Source organism: Cobetia sp. PDI-23MA (genome assembly GCF_059507735.1).
In genome coordinates, this window is sequence record NZ_CM183352.1 from 1,237,976 (window position 1) to 1,250,457 (window position 12,482).

The following is a 12,482-nucleotide window of genomic DNA, read 5'->3' on the forward strand; positions in this document are numbered from 1 at the left end:
GAATGGATATTCTCAACATCGAATACATGCTTGGCCTGTTGCCGGTCATGCTCAAATACCTGCCACTGACACTCAAGATGGCCTGTATCGGCATGCTGGCCGCGCTGGTGCTGGCCTCGCTGTTGGCGGTGGTGCGGGTGCTCAAGGTGCCGGTGCTGAATGCGCTGACCATCGTGTTCATCTCCTTCTTCCGTGGCACACCGCTGCTGGTGCAGTTGTTCCTGTTCTATTACGGCCTGCCGCAGGTGATGGCGTTCCTGACCCAGATCGATGGCGTCACCGCGACGATTCTCGGCCTGACGCTGCATTTCGCGGCTTACATGGCCGAGTCCATCCGCGCCGCCATCGTCGGAGTCGATCGCAGCCAGACCGAAGCGGCGCTGTCGATCGGCATGACCAATGTCCAGCTGATGCGGCGCATCGTGCTGCCCCAGGCGGCCCGGGTGGCGGCTCCCACGCTGATGAACTACTTCGTGGACATGATCAAGTCCACGTCGCTGGCCTTCACGCTGGGGGTGACCGAGTTGATGGGCGCGACTCAGAAGGAAGCCGCCAGCAGCTTCCTGTATTTTGAATCCTTCATCATGGTGGCCATCGTCTACTGGGTGATGGTGGAAGGGCTGTCCTTCGTGCAGCGCTGGATGGAGAAACGTCTCAACAAGGCCTATCAGCGATGATTGCAGTCAGAAACCTGATCAAGAAATTCGGCGGGCAGGCCGTGCTCGATGGCATCACGCTGGAAGTGAAGCAGGGTGAGATCATCGTCGTCATCGGTCCTTCAGGCACCGGCAAGTCGACACTGCTGCGTTGCATCAACTTCCTCGAGCAGCCCGATGCCGGCGAGATCCAGATCGGTGAGCGCAAGGTCGAGGCCACACGCGCCAGCCGTCACGACATTCTCGGTCTGCGTCGCAGCAGTGCCTTCGTGTTCCAGAACTATGCGCTGTTCGCCAACAAGACGGCGCTGGAGAACATTGCCGAGGGCCTGATCGTCGTCAACGGCTGGCCCAAGGCCAAGGCGCATCAGCGAGCGCGCGAGATTCTCGAGCGTATCGGCATGAGCGAGAAGGCGGACGCCTTCCCGGCGGCTCTGTCCGGCGGTCAGCAGCAGCGTATCGGCATCGGGCGCGCCATGGCCGCCCAGGCCGAGGTGATCCTGTTCGATGAGCCGACCTCGGCGCTGGACCCGGAATGGGTCGATGAGGTGCTGGAGCTGATGAAGCAGCTGGCGGTCGAGCGCCAGACCATGATCGTGGTTACCCACGAGATGCAGTTCGCGCGGGAAGTCGCCGACCGCGTCATCTTCATGGAAGGTGGGCGTATCGTCGAGCAGGGGCCGCCGAGTCAGCTGTTCAGTGCGCCGAAGGATGACCGCACGCGTGCCTTCCTGCGCAAGGTGCTGGATGAAGTGCCGCCACAGTGCGCCGAGGGCATCTGATATTGCTCGGTTGAGGCCATGACCCTCAGGTCACGTGATGCAACGCCCCGGGCAGTACCTGCGACAGACACAACGGCCACCGCGAGATCGTCGCGGTGGCCGTTGTCGTTTCTCTGGCGGTGATCATTGATCCGCTTCTGATGTTGCCGGGCGCGTTCAGGGCGACCTTTCATAGGGTCTAGGATCATAGGGGCGCAAGTCGTGGCTAGCCGTGGCGGGGCATCGAACGCACCTTGTCGAAGGCTTCCTGAAGCGCCATCGAGACACGCTCTTCCAGCAGCTCCTGTTCGGCGGGCGCCATGTAGAACGCCATGTCGACGTCATGGCGGATATAGCGAGGCGCCAGCTGGTTGAGCGCGATGCAGGCCACGTCTTCGCGGCTGTCGACATCCATGGCGTGGCTATCGGGATGCAAGCGCAGCTGGTCGAGCACCAGCTGCTCCATGTAGTTGTGTACGCCTGCGCTTTCCATGTGTATTGCCTCCTGGTGATGGGGGCTATCTCCCATGCAGGGCCGTGCCCCCTGACATGTCGATCCCTTCGGTATGCTCATCAGTCTATTCATCCGAGCTGACTCTCTATGACGCTCTCCCTCCCGCACGCCAGCACGGTTGCTGGCGGCGGTACAGCAGGCGGCGGAGTCTTTGGATGTCGCCTGCCGCTCAAGGCCTGTCAGCCGGTCAGCAGGCGGGTTTCCGCCTCTTCAATATGATCAGCCAATCCCGATAATACCAGTGTATCGCCACACGCCAGCGTCAGGTCGCCGGTGGGCTCTTCCAGGTTCTCGCCACTGGCGCGCACCACGCGTGAGACGAGAATGCCGCACACTTCCGGCAGGGCGATGTCGTCCAGTCGCCGGCCACAGGCCCAGGCATCGGCGGTCAGCGTCAGCGGATGACGCCGCAGCAGCGGGTTGCCGCGTTTGTCGGTCAGCTGGGACTGCTGTCCATGGAAATAGCCATGCAGCATGCTGTAGCGCGCCTCACGTGCATTCTGGATCGAGCGCGCCACGCGTCGGAAGGGCACCTCGAGATTGACCAGCACATGCGAGACCAGCATCAGCGAGCCCTCGAGCACCTCGGGAATCACCTCGGTGGCCCCGGCGGCCTTGTAGGTCTCGAGGTCCGCGTCATCCTGGGTGCGCACCAGCACCTTGAGGTTCTCGAGTTCCAGCGGCTGGATGGCGCGCAGTATGGCCAGCGCGTGCGAGAGCTGATTGACGGTGATCACCACCTGACGGGCGCGCTCGATACCGAGTGCGCGCAGGATTTCCAGACGCTGCGCATCGCCGAACACCACCGGCTCACCGGCGCTGGCGGCCTCGTGGACGCGGATGGGGTCGGCATCGATGGCGATCCACTCAAGCTTTTCCTGAGTGAGAAATCGCCCCACCGTCTGGCCGACACGCCCGAAGCCGCACACGATGACATGGCCACTGAGCGGGGCGGTGGCGGCGCTCAGCTCCGCGGTGGTGTGCGGGTTCTCCTGGGTGGGTGTGGTGGAGCGACACAGGCGGCGCGTCAGCTGCTGGTTGTGGCGAATCAGGCTTGGCGTGACCACCAGCGAGCCGATGATGATCGCCACCACCAGGCCCACGGTCTCGTTGTCCATCAGGCGTTGCTGACTGGCCAGGGCCAGCAGCGCGAAGCCGAATTCGCCACCCTGGGACAGCACCAGGCCAGTGCGCAGCGCGCTGTCCAGCGGGCGGCCGGAGAGGCGCGCCAGTCCGGTGATCAGCAGTGCCTTGGTCGCCAGCAGGCAGGCCACGCCGATGACGACCCAATACCACTGGGCCAGCAACACCTGCGGGTCCAGCAGCATGCCCACCGAGACGAAGAACAGCCCCAGCAGGATGTCGCGGAAGGGCCGGATGTCGGCCTCGATCTGATGGCGGAAATGACTCTCGCCGAGCATCATCCCGGCCAGGAAGGCGCCCAGCGCCATCGACAGATGCAGGCTGTGGGTCAGCCAGGCGGAGAACAGTGCCACCAGCAGCACGGTGAGCACGAACAGCTCTTCCGAGCGCGCGCGCGAGATTTCCTGGAACACGAACGGCAGCACCCACTTGCCGATCATCAGCATCACCGCCACCAGCCCGAGCCCCTTGATGAGCATCAGGCCCAGGTCACTGAGTAGCTGGCTGCCATCACCGGCCATGGCCGGAATCAGGATCAGGAACAGCAGGGCGGCGAGATCCTGGAACAGCAGCACGCCCACGGCGGCGTGGCCGTGGGGGCTGTCCAGCTCATTCCAGCGCGCCAGTTCCCGCGTGACGATGGCGGTGGAGGAAAGCCCCAGCGCGCCGGCCGCGACCAGTGCCGCCGCCGGTGACAGGCCAAGCGCCGAGCCCAGCGCCCAGAACAGGCCACTGCATACCGCCACCTGACAGGCACCCAGCCCGAACACCGTGGTCTTGAGGGCGCGCATGCGCGGCACCGAGAATTCGAGGCCGAGCGAGAAGAGCAGAAATACCAGCCCGAATTCCGACAGGAAGGCGAGTTCTTCCGGGCGACCGATCCAGCCCGCCAGATGAGGGCCGACCAGAAAGCCGACCGCCAGATAGGCCAGCACCGGCGGCAGATGCAGGCGGCGGAACAGCGCCGCGGCCACTACCGAGGCTCCCAGCAGTATCATCACATCATTGAACAGCGTGTCTGCCATGCGGCCTCCTGGCCTTCGGTGAGCATCATCGGGATAATAGCGCGAACGAACCCTGCATGATTTGACGGAGGTCGCATGAATCCGACTGAACAACCCCGGGACGGCGAGATCGCCGGCAATCCCTACGACGAACTGCGCGCGCTGCTGGCACGTCTGGAAGCGACCATGAAGGCTGCCGACCTGTGGCGCATGGACACGCCATCCCCGCAGGCCTTCATGAGTGTGGAGCCATTCTGTGTCGATCGCATGGACATGGGCCAGTGGCTGCGTTTCGTGTTCATCGCTCGTCTGCAAGCGCTGTGCGACGCCCGTGCGCCGTTCCCCGTCAAGTGTGAAGTGGCACCGGCCATCGAGGCCTGGCTGAAGGATGCCCGCCCCGAGCGCCGCGTGGCGATGACGGAAGTGGTTCGCGAGATCGACACGCTGGTCACGACTCACTGATTGTCTGGTAGGGAGGCTCGTCTCGCACTGAGCCTACTCTGCCCGACACCTTCCACTGGGCCTTTCGCGCGTGATGCTCTCGCATTGCGCCTCGAGACAACTGTCAGGAGCTTGCATGGCCTATTACTTCGCCTACGGCAGCAACATGAATCCGGCGCGTGTCATGGCACGCATCGGCGAGACGCGACGGGCCGTGCATGGCTGGTTGCAAGAGCATCGCCTGAGTTTCGACAAGGCCTCTCGGGTCGAGGGTATCGCGCATGCCAACGTGCAGCCTGCGTCGGGCGAGCGCGTCGAAGGTGTGCTGTACGAGCTGCTCGAGGCCGAGCAGATCACGCTGATGGACCCCTTCGAAGGCCGCCCGCATGAATATGAGCGTTTCCTTCATCCCATCGTCACCCGCGAAGGCGTGATCGACGCCTGGGTGTATGTGGCGCTGCCCGAGCGCACCGCCGAGGGCCTCAAGCCGGCACGCGAATACCTGGAGCACCTGCTGGGCGGGCGTGACTTCCTGACACCGGACTACTTCACGACGCTGAGCGGCGTCGAGGCCGTGCAGGGGCTGGATGACGCCACCCTGGCTCAGCTGGGCCTGTCGCGCAGCACGCCGCGCTGACGGTCGCCTGCCACCTGCCGTGTGGCAACAAAAAGCCCGCCTCTCTTTGGAGAGGCGGGCTTTCGCGTTTCTGGCAACGCTAGGTGACGGATTGGCGTGAGCCTCAGTCCTTGGCGGCCAGTACCGGGTCCAGGTTCGTCTGATCACGACGGCTGGCCAGCATGCCGATGATCAGCCCCGCCAGTGCCGGCGCCAGCCAGCCCAGATTCATCGAGGCCAGCGGCAGCAGCGGCTCGATGCGGTGCGAGATGGCCATCAGCGAGTCGATGCCGCTGGCTTCGAAGCCATCCAGCAGGCTGACCAGCAGCGTCAGGCCCAGGGTCCAGGCGAACACGCGCGGCGCATCGTGCAGGCGCGGACGCAGGTAGGACAGCAGCGTCAGCACCAGCACCAGCGGATAGAGCGTCACCAGCACCGGAATCGAGACGCTGATCAGGGTCGAGAGGCCAAGATTGGCGATCAACGCCGAGGCCACGGCCATCACGATCACCAGCAGGCGGTAGGGCACGCTCGGCAGCAGGCGATGGAAGAACTCGCCGCATGAGGTCAACAGGCCCACTGCGGTGGTCAGACACGCCAGGGTGATGACCAGTGCCAGGATCAGCTTGCCGGCATCGCCGAACAGTGCCTCGACGTAGACCGGGATCAGCTCGCCCTTGGCGGCTTCGCTGACCAGTGCATGGCTGGTGGCGCCCATGTAGGTCAGCGGCAGATAGACGGCGGCCAGACAGATGGCGGCGATGGCGCCGGCCCACAGGGTGTAGCGGGTCACGTCAGCGGTCGCGGTGATGCCGCGTGCCTTGATCGCCGAGACGATCAGGATGCCGAACACCATCGAGGCCAGCGCATCCATGGTCAGGTAGCCCTGTTGGAAGCCGGTCATGAACGGCGCCTCGGCCCACTCGGGGCTCACCGGCCCCAGCGGCCCCTGCGGGTCGATGATGGTGAACAGCGCGATCAGCGCCAGCAGAGCGATCAACAGTGGCGTCAGCCACTTGCCGACCACATCCATCAACTTGCCCGGGCTCAGCGCGATCAGCGTGGCGATGCCGAAGAACAGCACCGAATGCAGGGCCAGACCGCTCTGTGCCGACATGTCGATGAAGGGACGCATGCCCATCTCGAAGGCCACGGTGCCGGTGCGCGGAATCGCGAACATCGGCCCGATGGACAGGTAGATGGCGACGCCGAAGGCCGCGGCCGCCCACTTGGGCAACGGCGAGGTGATCTTGTCGAGGCCGCCGCCGATCACGGCCACCGCGACGATACCGGCCAGCGGCATGCCGACACCGGTGGCCAGAAAGCCCAATGCCGCCGGCCAGAATTCGGCACCCGCGCCCTGACCCACCTGAGGCGGGAAGATGATATTGCCTGCGCCCAGAAAGAGGGCAAAGGTCATGAAGCCCAGCGCCACGATATCGAGGCTGGAAAGTCGTGTTTTCACTATGACGTCCTACGGATTCAGCAGATGCGTTGCAGCAGGCGTCATCAGGTGACCGATGAGGTGGTCGGTCAGGCAAGAAGACGTGCCGAGAAGCCGTTGGCTAGCGACAGGGGTGGGTCACCAGCAGACCCGGGAGCAGCGGGGTAGTGTTGCGCGCGGGTCGAATGGCGAGATCAGGCTGACGGATTGTCGCCACCCTGATCTGACGCGGCGCATTATCGTTGATTTCACGTAGCAAGACAAAGCCACCAGCAAGCCATGCGGCAGGCTCACCGCGCGGCAGGTGGTGGGGGCGGTAGTGGAGTGAAGCTCGGCCAGTCGTCCGGTACTACGAAGATGCGCCATTGCTGGCGGGGTGAGCTGGCGGTGGTCGGCTTGCCGGCAGGCGCCGCCACGCTGCGCTCCAGCCACAGCTGGCGGGGGTGTTGATGCGTGCGCTGACGGCTGTGCCGCTGAGCCGGTTCGTCCGGCCTGAGGTCGTCAGCGGCGGCAGGTAGTACGAAGTGATCGCGCAGCCAGCGGTCCAGCGCATGCCATGGTTGTAGCGACGCCACGGGCGGGGCGGCCAGCCAGGCAGGTTTTTCCCTGACGCAGCCCAGCAGCGGGCCGCCATGCATCGTGGAGGCCTCGAGGGTCTGACAGAAGGCAGCAAACTGGCTGACGCTCATCCACCAGCCGGCCTGGCGCGCACTCTCGGGATGGCAATGGCGGGGCGGGGGCAGCCAGTCGGCGGGCGCTATATCTGGCTGCCAGGGGCGAAACAGGCAACCGGGCAATGCCAGTTGCTGGCCTGCAAGCAGCGGGGCACTCGGGTCTTCTGTCGGCGGCGGGTTCATCTCGCTCGCGCCTGCCTGTCTGGTCAGTGCTTGTCTGGCCAGTGCCTGGCGTATCGTCTGCTGTCCGCGCTCGGTATAGGCGAGGGGCAATTGATGCTCAAGGCTGCGCTGATACTTGATGGCGAGGCTGTCGGCGCCGCCGGGGCCTATCCAGCGTGCCGGACTGTCGGCCGCTTCGGGGCCTTCGGGCAGGCCGAGATAGAACTTGATCGCGACCTCAAGGTGCGTGGGCAATGTGTCTCGCGCCGCCAGATAGAGCATGTCCAGCTCGCCCAGCGTGATCTTGCCCTGGGAAATCCTGAGGTTGTTGGCCAGCAGGCGACTGCCGGGTGCGTGTGCCAGCACGAATTGCCAGAGCAGCTCGTGGTAGTGGCCCAGGCGGTAGTGGCGGCGCTCATTCACGGCGGCCTCGAGCGCGTGGGGTGCCTGCTCCAGTGTCATCAGCCAGCGGTGGCGGACGCGATCATCCTCCAGCCCGAGTGCCGCCAGGGACGGGCGCGGATAACGCGCAAGCTGCAAGAGGTCCGGGGCATTCAGAAGCCAGGCGATATCCCTGACGCGCGGGTGACTGTAGTGCGTGCAGTCGCGGCGCAGGTCGCAGCCGGTCGCACAGGGGGAGTCGGCCCATTGGGCAAAAGGGGGCGATGACTCGGCTGCACCTGGCGATGCATGGGGCGGGGCTTCGGGCTCGATAGGCATGATGCCAGTGTATCCCACGTCGGATGACGGTCGATAATGCGTGGCACTGTTAGAGCCTGGCTCTGTGTGAACCGAGCCGAGTGCTGCTTGCCGGCCGTGGTGTCACGCTGGCGCTTCTTCTCTCCCTCTATCTACTCCCTTCAATATTCCCTTATCTACTCCCATTCTTTACTCCTCTGTCTTCTCGCTCCTTTTCCTCACTTGCCACTCTTTACGCCAGTTATTACGCCACCCTTTGCGCCAGCCTTGCGCTGCTCACACGACACTTTCTCGCCGCTTTCTCGACGGTCTTCCAACACGTTCTGCTGTCCGTCGCCGGTAATGCGACGGCCGTCCCCGGGCTGTCATCGTTTTGACATCGTTGCGTGAGTCGCCTAAGCGATTGAAAACGTTGAGATTGCTTCGCGCGGGTGGGTGGGGGGCTTCAATTCGGGTTGGAAAAGCGCTGAATTGATTCTATGAGAGAATCAATCCTGTTCCGGTGCGGGGATATATCCCACGGCTCCTGAGGTTCACAATGCCTTCCATCAACGTTGCAGCAAATATGCAGGGCCGATGAGGCGGTATTGACCTAGAGCTCTTGGTTGTCGAGCGACATGAATCTACTCGACATCAGTGGGCAAGGCGTCACCGACTGACGGTGTGAGGGGCAAGATCCACACCCTGAACAATCGGTCAATAAATATTCGTAAAGGTTGATGTGCACAATTTCTTGCTGCTGGACGCTGTTTTCAGGCGTCTCAGCCAAATCAAAAAGAAAAATACGCATTTTACTGTTTTTGTGGCATCCAGTTCTGCTGTGGCGACGTATAACTCATCAGCACAGCAAGACACACCCTGCAGCGTGCAGCATGTTCGACCAAGGTGGTGGGTGAGGCACTGTCTTCCTCAACCAACGTCGATAGTGATCTGCCAGGCCGAAGCGCCGCGCAAGGGGATGGCCAGCACGCAAACAAGGAATTCTTGCACTCTCCATGTTGTACAAGTCTTTCACATAACCGCTGCAATAGCTTTATTGGTGATGAGAGGGGCAGGAGGGTCAGTCGCTGCGGAAGGGCATTCGTTTTCAGTAGCGTTGCTCAAAGAGAAACATTGAGCTTCCAGTTGCACGGCTAGTTTGAACGCAGCATAAACATTAGTCTGTTAATCATCGAAGCGCAGCACGCAACACAGTCAGTGAAAGCCAGGGCCCGGACAGGGGTCAGCAAACCACTCCATCACTGACTGACAACGACTCAAAGCGGAAGCATCCGCACCAGGACCAGGAGATACACCATGAAAAACATTTCCCTCAAGACTCTGATCGCTACCGTCGCCATCGCCACTGCCAGCACCTCCGTATTCGCAGCCGACGATAGCCCCGCCGCCGTGCGCGTCCAGAACGCCATCAGCAGCCAGCAGATCATGGGCCAGACTCAGCCGGCTGCCACCAGCCAGCAGAGCTTCTCCGAAACGGGCATGAGCGTTGCTGCCGGTCGCGTTGAGCAGGCGCTCAATGCTGACCACATCCGCGGCATTGAGACCGCTGCCGTGTCCCAGGCCAACGCCACCGTCAATGATCAGGGCAAGAGCGTCGCCGCCAGTCGCGTTCAGCAGCACATCAGCGACAACGCCTGAAGCAGAGTGGTCACGCTGACAACTCAGTGACCCCCGAACAGCGCCTCACCTGACATTCGACCTTGACCATTTCTGGAGAATCATCATGAAAACCCTGACTTCCCTGATCGCCGCCGCTGCCATTTCCATTGCTGCCACCGGCGTTGCCACCGCTGATGAAAGTGTTGCCGATGCCCAGGTGCGTGCCGCACTGAGCGAACAGGTCATCCACGGCCAGGCGCAGCCTGCCGCGACGCAGCTGAATGCTGCCGAGTCCGGCATGAGTGCCGCTGCCAACCGTGTCGAGCAGTCCCTGAACGCCGATACCATCAAGGGGGAACAGACGCACGCCGTCTCCCGCGGCCAGAGCCTGAGCAACGACAACGGCAAGAGTGTCGCGGCATCACGCTTTGAAGATGCGCTGAACGACAACGCCTGAGTGTGCAGGTCCTTATTCATGGCCTCAGGACCACAGCAGCAGTGTTCTCCCTTTTCGCTATTCACTTTTTCTGGAGTCATCTCATGAAAACCCTCAATACCCTTATCGCCGCCGTTGCCCTGTCCGTGACCGCCACTGGCGTCGCCAATGCCGATAGCGTTGCCGACCAGCAGGTTCGCGCCAACATCAGTGAATCCGTGATCCACGGTCAGGTCCAGCAGGCAGCCACTCAGCAGCAGGCCATCACCGATGCAGGCAAGAGCGTTGCGGCCAGCCGTGTCGAGCAGGCGCTGAACAGCCAGACCATCAAGGGCCAGCAGGCGCAGGTCACTCGCGACACCCAGCAGTTCGTCAATGATTCCGGCAAGAGCGTTGCCGCGTCACGTGTCGAGCATGCCCTGAACGACAACGCCTGATGCGTTGCGCCGTCACAGTGACGGCACCCAAGACAGACTCTGCTTGCGACCTGGCAGACCTTGTTGAATCGGTTGGCCCAGTTGACCCGAACAAAGATTTCACTGGAGATATTTCATGAAAATGCTCAATACCCTCATCGCCGCCACCGCGCTTTCCGTTGCTGCCACCGGTGTTGCCTTTGCAGACAGCGTCGCTGACCTTCAGGTGCGCTCTGCGCTCAGCGAATCCAGCATCCACGGCCAGGCTCAGTCCGCCGCCGCCGAGCAAGCCACCTTTGCCGATACCGGCATGAGCGTTGCTGCGGGCCGTGTCGAAAGCTCCTTGAACGATGTTGCGATCGAGGGTCAGCGCGAGACCCTGGCGTCCGACGCCCAGCAATTCGTCAACGATGCTGGCAAGAGCGTTTCCGCGACTCGCGTCCAGCATGCGCTGAGCGAAAGCGTCTGAGCCAGATTGTCTGATTCAGATTGTCTAATTCAGATTGTCTGAGCCCCGCTCTGATTCTTGACCAGGCATGGCAGCAATTGACTCAAGCGTCCCCGCAGCAAGTGCCGTCATGAACAGTCTCCGGAATAGAAGCAACAAGCTTGAAGATATAAAGGCTTGGAGACTTAAGGGCCTGAAAAATCAAGAGCGTGATCAAGCCAGTTGCACAGCAGTGTCGCTGGTACTGATCAGCCAGCTGACACCCCGTCGCGAAGTGAAGCGAAAGTCAGCTCCTTCTGGAAATGGCCGGCATCTGTCGGGAGTCATCCTGCGCAGCGACGCCCCGTGGCTCATACGATGACGTAGAAGGGCCACGCCATGGGAAAACCTGAATCGCGTGCCATCGTAAGCCGCATCCTTGTGGGTAGTGCTTGTTGATGGTCTTTGATAATTGTTCACGTGGGTAATTTCAGTTATCAACTCTGATAGATATCCCGCTTGGATATACGCAGTAAATGAAGTGATCAATGATGTGTCACTCCATGGCAACTCGATAGTGAAAATGAACGGAGGATAGAAAGATGGTCAAGTCATTCATGACTCACGGTCTGGCAGCGTTTTCCCTCGCCATCAGCGGTCTGGCCAGTGCCGATATCAGCACTGATGACAGCAGTAACGTGCGATTCAATAGCGCTCAATCTCACGGCGTCCACAGCGAAGTGCGTGATTATCAGAAGAGCGAAAAGCGTTACGCCGCAAATCCTGACATTCTGATCACCAGCCGTGGCAATGTGTTTGCCGATAGTGATGTGCAGGGTGCAGTCAATATCGACGCCGATCATCGCTGAGTTTTCGATGCTGACGGTTCACATGACTCGCTTCACATGACTTCATGCCGCAAGTTGTCATTGCGAAACGATTGAAGCGCTGTGAATTGATTGCCGCTTGAATCATTGCGCAGCGACGATCAAAGGCCCAGGCACTGATGCGCAAGCCATTGATTGCCGAAATTCAGGGAGAGCGAAAGGAAATACCCCAGACATAGAGACACTTGGATAGTGAGCAGAACGCTTGAGCAAGGGCTTTGGGCCCCTCCACCAGCCCGTCTTGTACGACCCGGTGGCAAAACCCTTTCTCAAACGCTTTCCTGTCCTGGGTGTCGCTGTCCCGACATTCATTGCCCGCCATCATGGCGGGTTTTTTTATGCCCGGATTCTGGATGGGCGCAGCATATGGTGGGTCGACTCTGTGCATGGCACCTTGCTTGATGCCGCAATATGCTCAGAGTTTTCCAGGAATTTCGTAAGGATTCATCGGCAGTTCACTGTATGGATGACATGATGCATCACGGTGATTAAACGTTGTTGGTTGCCGGCCTGCATGTCGGATATCCCGAGGCAGGATGCCATGATATTACTCAAGTGGAGGCCCATGATGGTGCGCGGAAAACTCAAGAAAGTGGCAGGTTC

General features: G+C 61.5%; 13 protein-coding genes. 9 read left to right on the forward strand and 4 right to left on the reverse strand.

The genetic code is table 11. The features are described 5' to 3' along the window. The first annotated feature begins 2 nt into the window (after positions 1 to 2). Both AC5WNJ_RS05300 and AC5WNJ_RS05305 read left to right on the forward strand, forming a co-directional pair. Positions 3 to 677: an amino acid ABC transporter permease gene (locus AC5WNJ_RS05300; RefSeq protein ID WP_495930587.1), complete on the forward strand. Its 675-nt coding sequence runs from the start codon at positions 3 to 5 to the stop codon at positions 675 to 677. After that, a complete protein-coding gene (locus AC5WNJ_RS05305) occupies positions 674 to 1,438 on the forward strand; it encodes an amino acid ABC transporter ATP-binding protein (protein WP_495930588.1) in 765 nt (254 codons plus the stop codon). The genes AC5WNJ_RS05300 and AC5WNJ_RS05305 overlap by 4 nt, the downstream gene beginning before the upstream one ends. 205 nt (positions 1,439 to 1,643) lie before the next feature. Here AC5WNJ_RS05305 and AC5WNJ_RS05310 read toward each other — a convergent pair whose 3' ends face one another. Together AC5WNJ_RS05310 and AC5WNJ_RS05315 are read right to left on the reverse strand one after the other, a co-directional pair. Further along, positions 1,644 to 1,910: a late competence development ComFB family protein gene (locus tag AC5WNJ_RS05310; RefSeq protein WP_054556810.1), complete on the reverse strand. Its 267-nt coding sequence runs from the start codon at positions 1,908 to 1,910 to the stop codon at positions 1,644 to 1,646. 200 nt (positions 1,911 to 2,110) lie between these two features. Continuing rightward, positions 2,111 to 4,099 carry a cation:proton antiporter domain-containing protein gene (locus tag AC5WNJ_RS05315; protein WP_082388800.1) on the reverse strand — a complete coding sequence of 663 codons (1,989 nt, stop codon included), beginning with the start codon at positions 4,097 to 4,099 and terminating at the stop codon, positions 2,111 to 2,113. Between the two features lie 75 nt (positions 4,100 to 4,174). On the opposite strand from AC5WNJ_RS05315, the gene AC5WNJ_RS05320 reads away from it, so the two are divergent. Continuing rightward, positions 4,175 to 4,540 (forward strand): YqcC family protein, encoded by a 366-nt coding sequence (locus tag AC5WNJ_RS05320; RefSeq protein ID WP_495930589.1) that lies wholly within the window; start codon positions 4,175 to 4,177, stop codon positions 4,538 to 4,540. Between the two features lie 115 nt (positions 4,541 to 4,655). Next, a complete protein-coding gene (locus AC5WNJ_RS05325; protein ID WP_495930590.1) occupies positions 4,656 to 5,156 on the forward strand; it encodes a gamma-glutamylcyclotransferase family protein in 501 nt (166 codons plus the stop codon). 103 nt (positions 5,157 to 5,259) lie between these two features. On the opposite strand, the gene brnQ is transcribed toward AC5WNJ_RS05325, so the two are convergent. Together brnQ and AC5WNJ_RS05335 are read right to left on the reverse strand one after the other, a co-directional pair. Continuing rightward, positions 5,260 to 6,600 (reverse strand): branched-chain amino acid transport system II carrier protein, encoded by a 1,341-nt coding sequence (gene brnQ / locus AC5WNJ_RS05330; protein WP_495930591.1) that lies wholly within the window; start codon positions 6,598 to 6,600, stop codon positions 5,260 to 5,262. Positions 6,601 to 6,869: 269 nt separating this feature from the next. After that, positions 6,870 to 8,135, reverse strand: coding sequence for a DUF1853 family protein (locus AC5WNJ_RS05335; RefSeq protein ID WP_495930592.1), 1,266 nt, complete (start codon positions 8,133 to 8,135; stop codon positions 6,870 to 6,872). 1,275 nt (positions 8,136 to 9,410) lie between these two features. On the opposite strand from AC5WNJ_RS05335, the gene AC5WNJ_RS05340 reads away from it, so the two are divergent. The 5 genes from AC5WNJ_RS05340 (at position 9,411) to AC5WNJ_RS05360 (ending at position 11,861) form a co-directional block, all read left to right on the forward strand. Beyond that, positions 9,411 to 9,752, forward strand: coding sequence for a hypothetical protein (locus AC5WNJ_RS05340; protein ID WP_495930593.1), 342 nt, complete (start codon positions 9,411 to 9,413; stop codon positions 9,750 to 9,752). An 85-nt stretch (positions 9,753 to 9,837) separates the two neighbouring features. Next, positions 9,838 to 10,170 (forward strand): hypothetical protein, encoded by a 333-nt coding sequence (locus AC5WNJ_RS05345; protein WP_043335406.1) that lies wholly within the window; start codon positions 9,838 to 9,840, stop codon positions 10,168 to 10,170. Positions 10,171 to 10,253: 83 nt separating this feature from the next. After that, positions 10,254 to 10,586, forward strand: coding sequence for a hypothetical protein (locus tag AC5WNJ_RS05350; protein WP_495930594.1), 333 nt, complete (start codon positions 10,254 to 10,256; stop codon positions 10,584 to 10,586). A gap of 115 nt (positions 10,587 to 10,701) precedes the next feature. After that, positions 10,702 to 11,034, forward strand: coding sequence for a hypothetical protein (locus AC5WNJ_RS05355; RefSeq protein ID WP_495930595.1), 333 nt, complete (start codon positions 10,702 to 10,704; stop codon positions 11,032 to 11,034). 560 nt (positions 11,035 to 11,594) lie between these two features. After that, positions 11,595 to 11,861 (forward strand): hypothetical protein, encoded by a 267-nt coding sequence (locus tag AC5WNJ_RS05360; RefSeq protein ID WP_495930596.1) that lies wholly within the window; start codon positions 11,595 to 11,597, stop codon positions 11,859 to 11,861. Positions 11,862 to 12,482 lie beyond the last annotated feature (621 nt).